Source organism: Streptomyces sp. NRRL S-646 (genome assembly GCF_000720765.1).
GTDB lineage: Bacteria > Actinomycetota > Actinomycetes > Streptomycetales > Streptomycetaceae > Streptomyces.
In genome coordinates this window covers 1-18,863 of sequence record NZ_JODC01000050.1, presented here as the reverse complement: position 1 = coordinate 18,863, position 18,863 = coordinate 1, and the positions used below count along the sequence as shown (strand labels likewise).

Sequence of the window (18,863 nt, the reverse complement as noted above, 5' to 3'; positions counted from 1 at the left end):
CACATCGGCCACACCCTGCACCAGCCCAGCCGCCGGAACACCCGCCACCAGCGACTCCAGACCCCGCAGCAACTCCGTGCCGTCGTCGGCCAGCAGCACCGCGCGGTGTTCGAACGTGGAGCGGGTGGCGGCCAGCGACCAGGCCACGTCGTGCGGGTCGAGCGCGTCGTCGACGCGCAGCCGGGCGTGCAGGGCGGCGGCCTGGGCGCGCAGTGCCGTGGCGCTGCGCGCGGAGACGACGTACGGCAGTGTGCTGCCCGGCGGCGGGGCGGGCCGTTCGGCGGGCTCGTCCGCGGCGGCCGGTTCGGGGGCGGGTTGTTCGAGGATGACGTGGGCATTGGTGCCGCTGACGCCGAAGGAGGAGACGCCCGCCACGCGCGGCCGGTCGTCGGCGGGCCAGGGGCGGGACTCGGTGAGCAGTTCGACACGGCCCGCCGTCCAGTCGACGTGCGTGCTGGGCCGGTCCACGTGGAGCGTGCGGGGCAGCAGGCCGTGCTGCATGGCCAGCACCATCTTCATGACGCCGGCGACGCCGGCGGCGGCCTGGGTGTGCCCGATGTTGGACTTGACGGAGCCGAGCCACAGCGGCCGTTCGCGGTCCTGCCCATAGGTCGCGAGCAGGGCCTGCGCCTCGATCGGGTCGCCGAGCGTGGTACCGGTGCCGTGCGCCTCCACGGCGTCGACGTCCGCGGTGGACAGCTGGGCGTCGGCAAGGGCCTGCCAGATGACGCGCTGCTGGGAGGGTCCGTTGGGGGCGGTCAGGCCGTTGGAGGCGCCGTCCTGGTTGACGGCGCTGCCGCGGACCACGGCGAGGACGGGGTGCCCGAGCCGGCGGGCGTCGGCGAGCCGTTCCACCAGCAGCATTCCGGCGCCTTCGGCCCAGCCGGTGCCGTCGGCGGCCTCGGCGAACGCCTTGCAGCGGCCGTCGGGGGCGAGGCCCCGCTGTCTGCTGAACTCCAGGAAGAGGCCGGGCGTCGACAGCACGGTGACGCCGCCGGCGAGCGCCAGGTCGCACTCCCTGGCCCGCAGCGCCCGTACGGCCAGGTGCAGGCCGACCAGAGAGGAGGAGCAGGCGGTGTCGACGGTGACCGCAGGGCCCTCCAGGCCGAGGGTGTAGGAGATGCGTCCGGAGACCACGCTGGCGGCGTTTCCGGTGCCGACATGTCCTTCCAGGCTCTCCTGCGAGGCCAGCAGCAGACCTGTGTAGTCCTGGCCGTTGGTCCCCGCGAAGACACCTGTCCGGGAGCCGCGCAGGGTCGTGGGGTCGATGCCGGCCCGCTCGAACGCCTCCCAGGAGATCTCCAGGAGCAGCCGCTGCTGCGGGTCCATCGCCATCGCCTCGCGTGGCGAGATCCCGAAGAAGGAGGCGTCGAAGTCTCCGGCTCCGGCGAGGGCGCCGCCGGAGGTGCTGTATGTCTTTCCGGGGCGGCCGGGTTCGGGGTCGTAGTGATCGGCGAGGTTCCAGCCGCGGTCGGCGGGCCACTCGGTCACGGCGTCGCCGCCGGAGCCCAGCAGCCGCCACAGTTCCTCGGGCGAGTCGGCGCCGCCGGGGAAACGGCAGCTCATCGCGACGATGGCGACCGGTTCCCGGGACGCTGATTCCGCCTCGCGCAGCCGCTTGCGGGTCTCGTGGAGATCGCCGGTGACCTTCTTGAGGTAGCTGAGGAGCTTTTCCTGCTCGTTCACGCGTACTCCCCCACCTGGAAGGTCGTGTCGGCCATGGCGGTGGCCGTGGTCGTCGTGGTCGTCGTGCCGGTCATGAGAGGCCCAGGTCGTTGTCGATGAGGGCGAAGATCTCCTCGGCGCCGGCGGATTCGATCCGGTCCTGAAGGTCGCTGTCGCCGCCGCCGTCGCTGTCGTCCGTCCGTTCGGCCGGCGCTTGGGCCTGGCCGTTCCAGCGGGTGGCGAGCGCCAGCAGGCGGGAGGCGATCCGGCCGCGCTGCGCGTCGTCCTCGGCGAGCCCGGTCAGAGCGGCCTCCAACTGGTCCAGGGCGTCCAGCGCGGGGGCGCCGCCGCCCTCGGTCACGGTCAGCGACCGCAGATGGCGGGCGAGGACCCGTGGTGTGGGCTGGTCGAACAGGAGCGTGGCGGGCAGTTGGAGGCCGGCCGCCACACCGAGCCTGTTGCGCAGTTCCACCGCCATCAGCGAGTCGAAGCCGAGTTCGTTGAAGGCGCGGTCCGCGTCGACCGCGTCGGCGGAGCCGTGGCCCAGCACGGTGGCGACGTGGTCGCGGACCAGCTGGGTCAGCAGCCGTTCCTGCTCGGCCTCGGCGAGTCCGGCGAGCCGGGTGCCCAGCGCGCCGCCCTCCGCCTGCGCACCGCCGTCCCGCTCCCGCGCCTGGCGCACCAGGGCCTGGGCTTCAGGCAGTTCGGCGAGCAGCGGGGCGGGCCGCACGGCGGTGAACCCGGGCACAAAGCGGTCCCAGGTCAGCTCGGCGACGGTCAGCTGGGCGTCGGCGCGGGCCACTGCCCGGTCGAGGGCGGCGAGCGCCGCGTCCGGGTCGAGCGGGACGACACCGCCGCCCCGCAGCCGTGCTTCCGCGTCGTCGCCGCCGGCCATTCCGCCGCCGGCCCAGGGGCCCCAGGCGACGGAGGTGGCGGGCAGTCCCTCGGCGCGGCGCCGGGCGGCGAGCGCGTCGAGGTAGGCGTTGGCGGCGGCGTAGTTGCCCTGGCCCGCCGAGCCGACCGTGCCGGCGAAGGAGGAGAACAGGACGAACGCCGAGAGTTCGCGGTCGCGGGTGAGCCTGTCGAGGTTACGGGCGGCGGCCAGCTTCGGCCGCAGCACCGCCTCCAGACGCTCCGGCGTCAACGCCTGGAGCAGCCCGTCGTCCAGGACTCCGGCCGCGTGCACCACGGCGTCCACCGGGTGCTCGGCGAGGAGCGCGGCCAGGGCGTCGGCGTCGGCGGTGTCGCAGGCGGCGAGGGTCACTTCGGCGCCCACGGCGGCGAGTTCGGCGCGCAGTGCTTCGGCGCCTTCGGCGTCGGGGCCCCGGCGGCCGACCAGGACCAGATGCCGGGCACCGCGCTCGGCGAGGCGGCGCGCGACCCGGGCGCCGAGCGATCCGGTGCCGCCGGTGATCAGCACGGTCTGGTCCGTGCAGTTCCACTCGGGTGCCTCGGTCGTGGACGGCCGGGCGTGCACCAGGCGGCGGGCGAAGACTCCGGCGGACCGTACGGCGCTCTGGTCCTCGCCCGTGGTGCCGGAGAGCAGTCCGGCGAGCCGTTCGGCGCTGCGGCTGTCGAGGTCGGCGGGGAGGTCGACGAGACCGCCCCAGCGCTGCGGCTGTTCGAGCGCGGCGACCCGACCGAGGCCCCAGACGGCGGCCTGTTCCGGTGCGGTCACGCTCTCGCGTTCGGTGGCGGCGACCGCTCCGACGGTGGCGCACCACAGCGGGGCGCCGATCTCCAGGTCGCCGAGTGCCTGCGTCAGGGCGAGCTGCGCGCCCAGACCGGCCGGGGTGGCGGCGCTGCCGGCTGCGGCGGCCCCGTCCAGGCCGGCCACGGCGGGCTCCTGGTCGAGGGCGAGCAGCGACAGCACGCCCTGCAGGGTGTCCCGTTCGGGGAGCTTGCGCAGCTGTTCGCCGAGCGCGGCCCGGTCGGTGAGGGCGCAGTCCACGGTGAGCGGCACGATCTGCGCACCGTGCGCGGTCAGGCCCTCGGTGAGCGTGTTCGTCCAGGGATCGTCGGTCCGGGAGGCGGGCAGCGCCAGCAGCCAGGTGCCCGACAGCACGGATGACGGGCCGTCCGGTACCGGCCGCCAGAGCACGCTGTAGGAGCAGGAGTCGAGCGCGGAACTCTCGCGGCGGCGGCGCCGCCAGGACGACAGGGCGGGCAGCAGTTCGCTGAGGGGGGTGTCGTCGCCGAGGTCGGGGCGCTCGGTGAGCTCGCCCAGGTCGCCGCGCTCGACGGCGGCCCAGAACTCGTCGTCGACCAGGTCGCCGTCGCTCGGGCGCTCGGCGTCGGCGGGCTTGGCCGCCTCCAGCCAGTAGCGGCTGCGCTGGAAGGCGTAGGTCGGCAGTCCCACCGTACGGGCCGGGCCGGTCAGCCCGGTCGGCGCGGCGGCGAGGCCGCGTACGTGCAGTGCCCCTGCGGCCAGCAGCGCGGCGACCGGCTCGGGCCGGCCCCGGCGCAGCACCGGGATGCCGGCGACAGCGGGCTCGGACTCCTGAAGGGTGTCGAGGGTCATCGCGGTCAGTGAGCCGTCCGGCCCGAGTTCCACGAACGTACCGACACCGTCCTCGCCGAGGCGGCGTACGCCGTCGGCGAAGCGCACGGTCTGCCGCACATGCCGCACCCAGTGGTCGGGCGAGGTCAGTTCGGCCTCGGTGGCCCGGTTCCCCGTCACGTTGGAGACGATCGGGATCGCGGGCGCGTCGTACTTCACGCCGCGCGCGACCTCCTCGAACTCCGCAAGCATCGCGTCCATATGCGCCGAGTGAAACGCATGGCTGACCCGCAAACGCCTAGTCTTTCGGCCCAGCGCGGCGAAATGCCCGTCAATGTCCGACACGGCGTCCTCGTCACCGGAGACGACCACCGCTGCCGGCCCGTTGACGGCGGCGATGGAGACCCTTTCGTCCAGCAGGGGCAGCACCTCGTCCTCGGACGCCTGTACGGCGGTCATCGCGCCGCCCTCGGGCAGCGCCTCCATCAGCCGGCCGCGGGCGGCCACCAGCGCGCACGCGTCCGGCAGCGACAGCACTCCGGAGACGTGCGCGGCGGACAGTTCGCCGATGGAGTGCCCCATCAGCGCGTCCGGCGTGCCCCCCCACGAGCGCACCAGTTCGTAGAGCGCCACGTGCACGGCGAAGAGCGCGGGCTGGGTGTAGGCGGTGCGGTCCAGCAGCCGGGCCGGTTCCGTGCCCTCCTCGGCCAGTACGACGTCGGCCAGCGGCACGTCGAGGTGCGGGGCGAACGCGTCGCAGACACGGTGGAAGGCATCGGCGTACACCGGGAACCGGTCGAGGAGTTCCCGGCCCATACCGGGCCGCTGTGAGCCCTGCCCGCTGAACAGGAATGCCGTACGGCCCCACGGCCCGGTGCGGCCGCTCACCACGCCGGCGGCGTCCTCTCCGCGGCCGATTGCGGACAGCCCGGCCAGGAGTTCCTCCCGGTCCTCGGCGACCACCACGGCCCGGTGCTCGAACACCGCGCGGCCGGTGGCCAGGGAGTGGGCCACGTCGGCGGGGGACGACTCCGGGCGGGCGGTCAACCGGGCGCGGAGCCGTTCGGCCTGGCCGCGCAGGGCGACGGCCGACCGTCCGCTCAGCGGCCAGGCGACCGGCCCGCGCTCCGGGCCGTCCGTGGCCTGCGGCTCCGCGGGGGCCTGCTCCTCGGTGCCTTCCTCCAGGACGACATGGGCGTTGGTGCCGCTGATGCCGAACGACGACACCGCCGCCCGCCGGGGCCGTCCCGTGCGCGCCCAGGGCTCCGGCTCGGCCAGCAGCTGGATCCGGCCCGCCGTCCAGTCGACGTGCGTCGTCGGTCGTGTGACGTGCAGGGTGCGCGGCAGCGTCCCGTGCCGCATCGCCAGCACCGTCTTGATGACACCGGCGACGCCGGCGGCGGCCTGGGTGTGCCCGATGTTGGACTTCACCGACCCCAGCCACAGGGGCTGTTCGCGGTCCTGGCCATAGGTGGCGAGCAGGGCCTGCGCCTCGATCGGATCCCCGAGCTTGGTGCCGGTGCCGTGCGCCTCCACCGCGTCCACGTCGGCCGGGGTGAGCCCGCCCGCCGCCAGCGCGGCCCGGATGACCCGCTGCTGCGAGGGTCCGTTGGGCGCGGTCAGACCGTTGCTGGCGCCGTCCGAGTTGACGGCACTGCCGCGGACCACGGCGAGCACCGGGTGTCCGTTGCGGCGGGCGTCGGAGAGCCGCTCCAGCAGCAGGACGCCTGCGCCCTCGCCCCAGCCGGTGCCGTCGGCGTCGTCCGAGAAGGCCTTGCAGCGGTTGTCACCGGCGAGACCGCCCTGCCGGTCGAACTCGGCGAACGCGCCCGGCGTCGCCATCACCGTCACACCGCCCGCGAGCGCCAGATCGCACTCGCCGGAACGCAGCGACTGCGCCGCCCAGTGCAGGGCCACGAGGGAGGACGAGCAAGCCGTGTCCACGGTGACCGCCGGGCCCTCCAGGCCCAGCACATAGGCGACCCGGCCGGAGGCCACGCTCGCGGCGTGCCCGGTGAGCAGCTGTCCCTGCGCGTCCTCGGGGACCGCGTGCGCGGCCGACCCGTAGCCCTGGTAGTTCGTGCCGACGAACACACCGGTACGGGAACCGTGCAGCCCGCGCGGGTCGATCGCGGCCCGCTCCAGCGCCTCCCAGGAGATCTCCAGCAGCAGCCGCTGCTGCGGGTCCATCGCGAGCGCCTCGCGCGGCGAGATCCCGAAGAAGTCCGCGTCGAACTCTGCGGCGTCGTACAGGAATCCGCCCTCGACCCCGTCCGCCTGCCAGCCTCGGTCCGCGGGCGGCGCACCGATCGCGTCCACCCCGTCGGCCAGCAGCCGCCAGAACTCCTCCGGGCCGCGCACACCTCCGGGGAATCGGCAGCCGAGCCCCACGATCGCGATGCGTGCGTCGTCGTCGGCCTGGTCGGCGATGCGGACGGCCGGGACCGTGCTCCCGGGCGCGGTACCGGTCGCGGCAGCGCCTTCGGCCGGGGGCTCGGCGTCGAGGAGTTCGGCGCCGATGTGGCGGGCGAGCGCCTGCGGCGACGGATAGTCGAACACCAGGGTCGCGGGCAACCGCAGTCCGGTCGCCGCGTTCAGACGGTTGCGCAGTTCGACGGCGGTGAGCGAGTCGATTCCGAGGCCGCGGAAGTCCCGGCCGGCCTCCACGGAGTCCGCTCCTGCGTGCCCCAGCACCAGCGCCGTCTGCGTGCGTACGAGATCCAGGACCGCCGTCTCCCGCTCGGCGCGCGGAAGCGCCGTGAGCCGGGTCTGGAAGCTCTCCCCCGCCTCAGCGCCGTCCGCCACGGACGCCGTGCGCCGCGCGGGCGCCGCGGCGAGGCCTCGGAGCATGGCCGGCAGGGCCGCGACGCCAGGGGCCCCAGGCGAGGGCGGTCGCGGGCAGGCCGGAGGAACGGCGGGTGACGGCGAAGGCGTCCAGGAAGGCGTTGGCGGCCGCGTAGTTGGCCTGGCCCGCGCCGCCGAACGTCCCCGCGACCGAGGAGAAGACCACGAACGCGGACAGGTCGGCGTCCCGCGTCAGCTCGTGCAGATGGACCGTCGCGTCGGCCTTCGGGCGCATGACCCTCACCAGCCGGTCCGGGGTGAGGGAGGCGACCACACCGTCGTCCAGGACGCCGGCCGTGTGGACCACGGCGGTCAGCGGGTGGCCGGCGGAAACGGTGTCCAGCATGGCGGCCACCTGGTCGCGGTCGGCGACATCAACCGCCGCCACCTCGACCTGAGCACCCAACTCAGCCAAATCAGCGACGAGTTCACCAGCGCCCGGGGCCTCCAGGCCGCGGCGGCTGGCCAGCAGCAGATGCCGGATACCGTGCTCGGTGACCAGGTGCCGGGCCACCAGCGCACCCAGACCACCGGTACCGCCGGTCACCAGCACGGTCCCGTCCGGGTGCAGCGGTGCCGGGACGGTCAGGACGACCTTGCCGACATGGCGGGCCTGCGAGAGATACCGGAATGCCTCCGGTGCCTGCCGTACGTCCCAGCAGGTGACCGGAAGGGGTTCCAGCACGCCCTCGTCGAACAGGGCGACCAGGTCGGCCAGCATCTCCCCGATCCGCTCCGGACCGGCATCCCACAGATCGAACGCCCGATACGTCACGCCCGCGTGCTCGGCAGCCACCGCGTCCGCGTCCCGGACATCGGTCTTGCCCATCTCCAGGAAGCGGCCACCACGTGGCAGCAACCTCAGTGAGGCATCGACGAACTCACCGGCCAGCGAGTCCAGTACGACGTCCATGCCACGACCGCCGGTCGCCGTGAGGAACGCCGCCTCGAAGTCGGTGTCCCGGGAGGAGGCGATGTGCGCCTCGTCCAGACCGAGCTCGCGCAGGGTGTCCCATTTGCCGGCACTCGCCGTACCGAACACCTCGGCGCCGAGATGCCGTGCCAGCTGCGTGGCGGCCATGCCCACACCACCGGCCGCCGCATGCACCAGCACCGACTCCCCGGCCTCAAGGCCACCGAGGTCGGTGAGGGCGTAGTACGCCGTGAGGAACACGATCGGCACCGACGCCGCCTGCGCGAACGACCACCCCGCAGGAACCCGGGCCACCGTCCGCGCATCCGCCACCGCCACCGGTCCGAAGGAACCGGAGAACAACCCCATCACGCGGTCGCCGACGGCGAGCCCGGTCACCCCGGGACCGACCCCGGTCACCACACCCGCACCCTCCAGACCGAAGTCCCGCGCGTCACCGGGGTACATGCCGAGCGCGTTGAGAACGTCGCGGAAGTTCACGCCCGCGGCCCGCACCGCAATGCGGACATGACCGTGCGTCAGCTCGGCCTCCGCCTCCGGGACCGGGCGCAGCGCGAGCCCTTCCAGCGTGCCCTTCTCCACGATGTCCAGGCGCCAGGCCGACTCCCCTGCGGGAAGCGCGAGTTCACGTCCCGAGGTGGCCCGGCCCAGACGCGGGGTGAAGGCGACACCTGCGCGTACGGCGACTTCGGCCTCGCCGGAGGACAGCGCGGCCGGGAGGACCGCCCAGGACTCGTCCGTACCGTCCATATCGACCAGCGCGAACCGCCCCGGGTTCTCCGCCCGAGCCGCCCGCACCAGACCCCACACCGCCGCCAGAGCCGGATCCGAGGCCCTCTCATCGAGCGCCACGGCCCCTTCGGTGATCACCACCAGACGGGCACCCTCGAACCGCTCCTCCGCCAGCCAGGCACGCACCAGCTCCAGAACGTTCGCCGTGGCTGTGTGCGCTGCCTCCGCGGGGTCGCCGGCCGGGAGTTCCACGCGTATCAGCGCGTCCTCTCCCCCGGTGACTTCGGTCGTCGGGAGAGACGTCGGCAGGGACATCGGCAGAGACGCCGTGAGGGCCGAGGCGGTCGAGTTCCGCATGTCGTCGGCGGGCGCGTCGAGCGGGAGAGGTGTCCAGTCGACGCGGTGCAGCAGTGCGGTGTGACCGGTTGCCGTCGTGTCGGCGGGCGGTGCGGTGAGCGCGCGCAGCGTGAGGGATTCCACGGTGGCTACGGGCGCGCCGGACGGGTCGGCGAGGTCGACAGTGACCGAACCGGAGCCGGTGACGCGCAAGCGGGCGTGGAGGCGGGACGCGCCGGTCGCGTGGAGGGTGACGCCCGCCCACGAGAACGGCAGCCCCGGGGCGGACGCGTCGCCGCCGTCGGCGGTCGTCGGGGCCACGCCGAGGGCGTGCAGCACCGAGTCCAGCAGGGCCGGGTGGACGCCGTAGCGGCGGGCGTCCGGGGCGGACTCGTCGGGGAGGACCGCCTCGGCGAACAGGTCGTCGCCGTGCTGCCGGACGGAGGTCAGTCCGCGGAACAGCGGCCCGTAGGACAGGCCGGTGTCCGCCAGCCGCTCGTAGAGGGTGTCCGTGGGGACCTCGACGGCGTCGGCGGGCGGTCGTGCGTCCGCTTCCGTGGCCGGCGCGGCGGCCTCGGGCAGCAGGGTGCCGCTCGCGTGCTGGATCCACGGCTCGGCGTCGGGGTCGTCCGTGTCGGAGCCGGCCGCGGGGCGGGAGTACACGCCGATCTCGCGGCGCCCGGAGGGGTCCGGGGCGCCGACGGTGACCTGGAGCTGGACGGCTCCGCGGTCGGGCAGCACCAGGGGGGTGTGCAGGGTGAGTTCCTCGACCTGACCGCAGCCGACACGGTCCGCCGCGTGCAGGGCGAGCTCCAGGAAGGCGGTGCCGGGCAGCAGGACGGAACCGGAGACGACGTGTTCCGCCAGCCATGGCTGGAGTTGGGCGGAGAGCCGCCCGGTGAAGACGGCGGCCCCGCTGTCCGCGAGGGTGACGGCGGCGCCGAGCAGCGGGTGACCGGCGGCGGACAGACCGGCCGAGCGCAGGTCGCCGAGGTGGGCGCCTGTCACACGTGGCCAGAAACGGCCGTGCTGGAAGGCGTAGGTGGGCAGCTCGACGGCGCGCGCCGCGGGGTAGAACGCGGACCAGGTGACCTCGGCGCCGTGGGCGAAGAGGTTCGCGGTCGCCGTGAGCAGCGTCGCAGGCTCGGGGCGGTCGGGGCGCAGGGCCGGGACCGCCACCGGTTCGCCGTCGGCGAGCGAGGCGTGGGCCAGCGCGGTGAGCGTGCCGTCAGGTCCCAATTCCAGGAACCGGGTGACGCCCTCCGCCTCCAGGGCATGTACGGCGTCGGAGAAGCGGACCGCCTGGCGGACGTGGCGGACCCAGTGGTCCGGGGAGCACAGTTCCTCGGCGGTGGAGGTCTGCCCGGTCACGGTGGAGACGAGGGGCAGCCGCGGCTGCTCGTACGACAGTCCCTCGGCCACCGTGCGGAACTCGGCCAGCATCGGCTCCATCAGCGGCGAGTGGAAGGCATGGCTGACCCGCAGGGCCGTGACCTTCCGGTCCTGGGCACGGAAGTGTGCCGCGATCTCCTCGACGGCGTCGGCGGCGCCCGCGACAACCACGGCCCGGGGGCCGTTGACGGCGGCGATGCCCACACGGTCGCCGAGCAGCGGCAGCACCTCCTCCTCGGTGGCCTGCAGCGCGACCATCGCACCGCCGGACGGGAGGGCCTGCATCAACCGGCCCCGCGCCACCACCAGACGGCAGGCGTCCGCCAGCGACCACACACCGGCCACATGCGCCGCCGCGATCTCACCGATCGAGTGCCCTGCCAGCACATCCGGACGCACACCCCACGACTCCAGCAGCCGGAACAGCGCCACTTCCAGGGCGAACAGGGCGGGCTGGGCGTACTCGGTCCGGTTCAGCCGCTCCGCGTCGTCACCGAACACCACCTCCCGCAGCGGGCGCGGCAGTTCCGCGTCCAGATGCGCGCAGGCGCCGTCGAAGGCGTCGGCGAACACCGGGTAGGTGTCGTACAACTCGCGGCCCATGCCGAGGCGTTGCGAGCCCTGACCGGCGAACAGGAACGCCGTGCGGCCTTCGGCCTGTGCGCGCCCGGTGACAACGCCGGGGGCGGGCTCGTCCATGACCAGGGACGAGAGGACGGACAGCAGCTCCTCCCGGTCGGCGCCCAGCACGACGGCACGGTGGTCGAACGCCGTGCGGGTGGTGGCCAGCGAGAGGCCGAGGTCCACGGTGGCGAGATCGAGCCTGGCGTCGGCGTGGGCCAGGAGCCGTTCGGCCTGCTCGCGCAGGGCGTCCTCCGTGGATCCGGAGATCACCCAGGGCAGGGGGCCGCCGATCCCGGTGTCGGCGGCCGGCAGGGCCGTGGGCTCGGTGCCCTGCGCCTGCTCCGCCTCCTGCGCCTGTTCGACGATGACGTGCGCGTTGGTACCGGACACGCCGAATGCCGAGATTCCCGCGCGGCGCGGACGGTCCGCGCTGGGCCATTCCGTGCTCTCGGTGAGCAGTTCCACGGCGCCCGCCGACCAGTCCACGTGGGTGCTGGGGACATCGGCGTGCAGGGTGGACGGCAGCAGGCCGTGCCGCATGGCCTGCACCATCTTGATGATGCCGGCGACACCGGCCGCGGCCTGGGTGTGGCCGATGTTGGACTTCAACGAGCCGAGCCACAGGGGCCGTTCGCGGTCCTGGCCGTACGTGGCGAGCAGCGCCTGGGCCTCGATCGGGTCGCCCAGCGTCGTACCGGTGCCGTGCGCCTCCACCGCGTCCACGTCGGCCGGGGCGAGTCCGGCATCCGACAGCGCGGCGCGGATCACCCGCTGCTGGGCGGGACCGTTCGGCGCGGTCAGGCCGTTGCTGGCGCCGTCCTGGTTGACCGCGGAACCGGCCACCACCGCCAGCACCGGATGGCCATGACGGCGCGCGTCGGAGAGCCTCTCCACCACGAGCACACCCACGCCCTCGGCCCAGCCGGTGCCGTCGGCCTCGTCGGAGAACGCCTTGCACCGGCCGTCCGCCGCGAGCCCGCGCTGGCGGCTGAACTCCAGGAAGGCGCCGGGAGTCGACATGACGGTGACGCCGCCGGCCAGGGCGAGGTCGCACTCGCCCGCCCGGAGCGCCTGCACCGCAAGGTGGAGGGCGACCAGGGACGAGGAGCAGGCGGTGTCGACGGTGAGGGTGGGTCCTTCTAGGCCGAGGACGTAGGCGATGCGGCCGGAGACCACAGCGGCCGCGTTGCCGGTGCCGAGGTAGCCGTCGCCGGCGTCGGGTGTGCTGAGCAGCAGCGCGGGATAGTCCTGGCCGTTCGAGCCCATGAACACGCCGGTACGGCTGCCGCGCAGGCCACCGGGGGCGATGGCGGCGCGTTCCAGCGCCTCCCAGGAGGTCTCCAGCAGCAGCCGCTGCTGCGGGTCCATGGCGACGGCTTCGCGCGGCGAGATGCCGAAGAAGGCGGGGTCGAAGTCGCCGACGCCGGTGAGGAATCCGCCGTGCCGGGTGTAGCTGGTGCCGGGGCGGCCGGGTTCGGGGTGGTAGAGGGCGTCGAGGTCCCAGCCGCGGTCGGCGGGGAACTCGGCGACGGCGTCTCGTGCGGCGGCGACCAGGTCCCACAGCTCGTCGGGGCCGGTCACGTCGCCGGGCAGGCGGCAGCCCATGCCGACGATGACGATCGGGTCGTCGGCCGAGCGGTCCCGGCGGCCCGCGCCGGACGCGGTGTCCGCGGTGCCGCGCTCGGGCTCGCCGAACATCTCGCCGTGGACGAAGGCGGCGAGGTCGACGGGCGTGGGGTGGTCGAAGACCAGCGTGGCGGGCAGCGCGAGGCCGGTCTCGGTGGTGAGGCGGTTGCGCAGTTCGACGGCGGTGAGGGAGTCGAAGCCCGAGTCGCGGAAGGCGCGCCGGGTCTCCAGCAGCCGGGCGTCGGCGTGGCCGAGGACCGCGGCGGCGTGGGTGCGGATCAACTCCAGGAGTGCGCGGGTGCGTTCGGCGGCCGGGCGGCCCGTGAGGCGCTGCTTCAGTGCCGTGCCCGCCGCGTCGTCTTCCGCGCCGCTCTGCCCGGTGCGCAGCGCTTCCCGCGCCTCGGGCAGGCCGGTGAGCAGGGGGCTGGGGCGGGTGCTGGTGAAGCCGGGGGTGAACCGGGTCCAGTCGACGTCGGCGACGACCTGCCCGGTGCCGTCCTGCTGGAGGATGCGGCGCAGCGCGGCCAGCGCGGTGTCGGGGTCGAGGGCGGCGAGGCCGCGTCGGCGCAGGTATTCCTCGGCTCCGTCCTCGGCGGCCATGCCGCCCTCGGCCCAGGGTCCCCAGGCGACGGAGGTGGCGGTGGCGCCGCGGGCGCGCCGTTGTTCGGCCAGGCCGTCGAGGTAGGCGTTGGCGGCGGCGTAGGCGGTCTGGCCTCCGCTGCCCCACACGCCGGCGATGGAGGAGAACAGCACGAACGCGTCGAGCGGGCGGTCGCCCTGGTCGCGCAGTACGGCGTCGAGGTGGGCGGCGCCGTGCGCCTTGGCGGCGAGGACCGAGCGGAAGCGGTCGGTGTCGAGGCCGGGCAGGGGCAGGGTGTCGGTGACGCCCGCCGCGTGGACGACGGCGTCGACGGTGTGGCGGCCGAGCAGCCGCTCGACGGCGGCGCGGTCGGCGACGTCGCACGCCTCGATCGTGACGCGGGCGCCGAGCGCGGTGAGGTGGGCCGTCAGTTCGGCGGCGCCGGGGGCGTCGGGGCCGCGGCGGCCGGTCAGGACGAGGTGCTCCGCGCCCTGCTCGGCGGCCCAGCGGGCGACCCGGGCGCCCAGCGCGCCGGTGCCCCCGGTGATCAGGACCGTGCCGCGGGGCTGCCAGCCGCTCGCGCCGGTCTGCGGGGCGGGCTGCTCCTCGGCGCGCGACAGACGTCGTACGAAGACGCCGGAGGCGCGCACGGCGAGCTGGTCCTCGTCGCCGGGCCGGGCCAGCACCGCGGTGAGCCGTCCCGCGGCCCGCCGGTCCAGGGTCCGCGGCAGGTCGACGAGGCCGCCCCACCGGTCGGACAACTCCAGTGCGGCCACTCGTCCCAGGCCCCACAGGGCGGCCTGGGACGGTTCGGGGGCGGCGTCGGAGCGTGCGGTGGCCACCGCGCCTTGGGTGGCCAGCCACAGCGGGGCGGTCAGCTGGGCGTCGCCGAGGGCCTGCACGAGCCGTACCGTGCGGAACAGGAAGTCCGCCGGGGACAGTTCCCCGTCGATGCCGGACGGCAGGGCCAGGATGCCCGCGAGGGCGCCGAGGCCGGCCAGCCGGGCGGCCAGCGCTTCCCGCTCCTCGTCGGGGGCGTACTCCCACGGCACGGGTTCGGCGCCGCGTGCCGCGAGCGCGTCGCTCACGGTACGGACCCGGGCGTCGTCGGCCGTGCCGGAGGGGACGGCGACGAGCCAGCGGCCGGTGAGCGGGGTGTCGGCACCCGGGTCGAGCGGCTGCCATCCGACGCGGTAGCGCAGCCCGTCCACCCGCCCGAGCTCGCGCCGTCCGCGCCACCACGACGACAGAGCGGGTACCAGGGGACGGACGAGCCCCTCGTCGACGTCCAGCGTGTCGGCGAGGGCGGTGATGTCCTCCTTCTCGACGGCCGTCCAGAACCGCGCGTCCCCGCCGCCGGTCTCCTCGGCGGCCGCCGTGCCGGGCGGGGTCGGCTCCAGCCAGTACCGTTCACGGCGGAAGGCGTACGTGGGCAGCTCCACGGCGCGGGCGCCGGTCCCCGCGAAGACGGCCGGCCAGTCGACCGGCGCCCCGTGGGCGAACGCGCCGGCGACCGCGGCCATCAGCGCGGCGGGCTCGGGCCGGTCCTTGCGCAGGGTGGGCACGGCCGACACCGCGTCGCCCGGCAGGCAGTCCTGGGCGAGGGCGGTGAGGGTGCCGTCGGGGCCCAGCTCGACGAAGCGGGCCACCCGGCGCCCCGCCAGCAGCCGTATCCCGTCGGCGAAGCGGACGGGTTCACGGACGTGCCGGACCCAGTAGTCGGGCGAGCACAGGTCGGCCGGGCGGGCGGTGTCGCCGGTCACGTCGGAGACGATCGTCAGACGGGGCGTGTGGTAGGTGACGCTCTCGGCGACCTCGCGGAACTCCTGGAGCATGGGCTCCATCAGCGGGGAGTGGAAGGCGTGGCTGACCCGCAGGGCCGTCACCTTGCGGTCCTGGGCGCGCAAGTGCGCGGCCGCCTCCTCCACGGCGTCGGCGGCGCCGGAGATCACCACCGCGCGGGGGCCGTTGACGGCGGCGATGCCGACCCGGTCGTTCAGCAGGGGCAGCACCTCCTCCTCGGTCGCCTGGAGCGCGGCCATGGCGCCGCCCGCCGGAAGCGCCTGCATCAGCCGGCCACGCGCCACCACGAGCCGGCAGGCGTCCGCGAGGGACCACACGCCCGCGACATGGGCGGCGGCCAGCTCGCCGACGGAGTGACCCAGCAGGAACTTCGGGGTGACGCCCCACGCCTCCAGCAGCCGGAAGAGGGCGACTTCGAGGGCGAAGAGCGCGGGCTGGGCGTATTCGGTGCGCTTCAGCCGATCCGCGTCATCACCGAAGACGATCTCCCGCAGGCTGAACGGCAGTTCGGCGTCCACCGCGTCGAAGGCCTCGGCGAAGACCGGGTACGTCTCGTACAGCTCCCGGCCCATGCCGAGCCGTTGGGAGCCCTGGCCGGCGAACAGGAAGGCGGTGGCGCCGCGCACGGTGCGGCCGTGGACGGTCGCGGTGCCCGGGGTGCCCTCGGCGAGCGCGGTCAGTTCCCGTACGGCGGTGTCGTGGTCGGCGGCGAGGACGATCGCCCGGTGCTCCAGGGCGGCCCGGGTGGTGGCGAGCGCGTGGCCGACGTCCAGTGCACGCGGCGGCTCGGGCTGCTCGCGCAGCCGGGCCAGCAGCCGGGCGGCCTGCGCCCGCAGCCCCTCCTCGCTGCGCGCGGACACCGGCCACGGCACGACGGGCAGGGTGCGGGGCTCGGCGGCCGGGGCCGCGGAGTCCGCGGCAGGCTCGGCGGGTTCGGCTTCGGGCGCGGGGGCCTGCTCGATGACGGCGTGCGCGTTGGTGCCGCTGATGCCGAACGACGACACAGCGGCGCGGCGCGGACGGTCCGTCCCGGGCCACTCGACCGGCTCGGTGAGCAGGCGCACCGCGCCCGCCGACCAGTCGACGTGCCGGGACGGCTCGGACACGTGCAAGGTGCGCGGCAGCACTCCGTGCCGCATCGCCTCGACCATCTTGATGATGCTGCCGACACCCGCGGCCGACTGCGTGTGCCCGATGTTGGACTTCAACGAGCCCAGCCACAGCGGCTGTTCGCGGTCCTGGCCGTAGGCGGCGAGCAGGGCCTGCGCCTCGATGGGGTCACCGAGCGAGGTACCGGTGCCGTGCGCGTCGACGGCGTCCACGTCGGCGGGGGCAAGGCCCGCGCCCGCCAGGGCGGCGCGGATGACCCGCTGCTGGGCGGGGCCGTTGGGGGCGGTGAGACCGTTGGAGGCGCCGTCGGAGTTGATCGCGGTTCCGCGGACCACGGCCAGCACCGGGTGCCCGAGGCGCCGGGCGTCGGACAGTCGCTCCACCAGCAGGATGCCCGCGCCCTCCGCCCAGCCGGTGCCGTCGGCGTCGTCGGAGAACGCCTTGCACCGGCCGTCGGCGGCCAGCCCGCGCTGCCTGCTGAACTCGTAGAACATCGCCGGTGTGGCCATCACCGCCACGCCGCCGGCGAGCGCCATGTCGCACTCGCCGCGGCGCAGCGCCTGACACGCCCAGTGCAGGGCGACCAGCGAGGAGGAGCAGGCTGTGTCGACGGTGACGGTGGGCCCTTCCAGGCCGAGGGTGTAGGCGATGCGGCCGGAGGCGACCGAGGTGGCGTTGCCCGCGAGGAGCAGGCCCTGCACACCGTCGGGGAACTCGCTCACCCCCGCCCCGTAACCGGAGGTCGCGGCGCCGACGAAGACGCCGGTGCTGCTGCCGCGCACCGCGCCGGGATCGATGCCGGCCCGCTCGAACGCCTCCCAGGAGATCTCCAGCAGCAGCCGCTGCTGCGGGTCCATCGCGAGGGCCTCGCGCGGCGAGATCCCGAAGAAGTCCGCGTCGAACCGGGACGCCTCGTGCAGGAATCCGCCGCCGAGCGCGTAGAAGGTGCCGGGTTTGTCGGGGTCGGGGTCGTATCCCGCCTCGACGTCCCAGCCGCGGTCGGCGGGGAACCCGGAGATGGCGTCCCCGCCCTCGTCGACGAGCCGCCACAGCTCTTCCGGGCTGTCCACCCCGCCGGGGTAGCGGCAGCTCATCGCCACGATCGCGATCGGTTCCCGGTCGCGTCCCTCGGCGTCGCGCAGCTGCCGGCGGGTCTGCCGCAGCTCCGCGGTCAACCGCTTGAGGTACTCGACGTACTTGTCGTCCATCTTGTCGTCTTCAGCCACCAACGCCACATCCCTGAGCCGATGCCAACGGTTTCCCGCGGCTGATCACGACATCCCGAGTTCTTTGTCGATCAGGTCGAACAGCTCGTCCGCCGTCTCGACGGAGTCCAGTTCCCCGTCGTCCACGTCGGCGAGTGCCGCTCCGGGTTCCCCGGAGCCGGTGCCGTTGTCGTGTCCGGCACCGCTGCCCTTCGTTGCCATGTCCTGCCACTTCGCCGTCAGCCGCTGCAGCCGGGAAGTGATCGTCGCGTAGTCGTCCCCGCCGACCGCGGCGGCGCCCAGCGCGGCCTCCAGCCGGTCCAGTTCGACCAGGAGCGGCACCGCTGTCGCGGCTTCGCCCGGGCCCTCGCCCGCACCCGTGCCGGACGCCTCCGGCAGGGTGATCTCCTGAAGCAGTTGCGCCGCCAGCACCGTCGGCGTCGGATGGTCGAACACCAGCGTGGCCGGCAGCCGCAGCCTGGTGGCCGCGTTGAGCCGGTTGCGCAGTTCGACGGCGGTGAGCGAGTCGAAGCCCAGCTCCTTGAACGCCTGGTCCGGTTCGATCTCGTCCGCCGAGGCGTGGCCGAGGGTGGCCGCCGCCTGGGCGCAGACCAGGTCGACGAGGTACTGCTCCCGGTCGGCCGGCGCGAGCGCCGCCAACTGGGCACCGAGGTCCTGCCGCTCCGCGCCGGCTCCGGCCGCCGTCTGAGCGGCCCGTCGGGCCGGTGCCCGCACCAGGCCGCGCAGCAGCGGCGGTACGGCCTCGGCGTGCGCCCGCAGCGCCTGGAGGTCCAGGTTCACCGGCAGCAGCAACGCCCGGTGCGTGGGAGCCGCGGCGGACACGAGCCCGGCGGTGTCGAGGAGTTCGAGGCCCTGCTCGGCGGTGAGCGGCCGCATGCCGCCGCGTGCCATGCGTCGCAGGTCCGCCTCGGTCAGCTCGGCGGTCATGCCCGTGCCGGGCGCCCACGCTCCCCAGGCGAGGGACGCCGCGGGGAGTCCGGCGGCCCGGCGCAGGGCCGCGAAGCCGTCGAGGAAGGCGTTGGCAGCCGCGTAGTTGGCCTGCCCCGCGCTGCCGAACGTGCCGGCGACGGAGGAGAAGACCACGAACGCGGACAGGTCGGCGTCCCGGGTCAGCTCGTGCAGGTGTGCCACCGCGTCGGCCTTCGGGCGCATGACCTTGGCCAGCCGGTCCGGGGTGAGGGAGGCGACCACACCGTCATCGACGATGCCCGCGGTGTGGACCACGGCCGTCAACGGCTTGTCGGCGGGCACGGCGGCGAGCATGTCCGCCAGCGCCGCACGATCCGCGACGTCCAGGGCCGCCACCTCGACCTCGGCACCCAACCCCGCGAGTTCAGCGACGAGTTCACCGGCACCCGGAGCTTCCAGACCGCGTCGGCTCGCCAGCAGCAGATGCCGGATTCCATGCTCGGTCACCAGGTGCCGGGCCACCAGCGCACCCAGACCACCCGTACCACCGGTCACCAGCACCGTGCCGTCCGGATCCAACGG

General features: G+C 74.5%; 2 protein-coding genes and 1 pseudogene. All 3 read right to left on the bottom strand.

What is annotated here, in order from left to right; translation table 11 throughout:
• The coding region (locus IH68_RS0148540) for a type I polyketide synthase (RefSeq protein ID WP_030950173.1) at positions 1 to 1,686 on the bottom strand (1,686 nt) is incomplete at its 3' end.
• A 70-nt stretch (positions 1,687 to 1,756) separates the two neighbouring features.
• Positions 1,757 to 17,354: pseudogene (locus IH68_RS60095) on the bottom strand (type I polyketide synthase).
• A 63-nt stretch (positions 17,355 to 17,417) separates the two neighbouring features.
• The coding region (locus tag IH68_RS0148525) for a type I polyketide synthase (RefSeq protein ID WP_030950170.1) at positions 17,418 to 18,863 on the bottom strand (1,446 nt) is incomplete at its 5' end.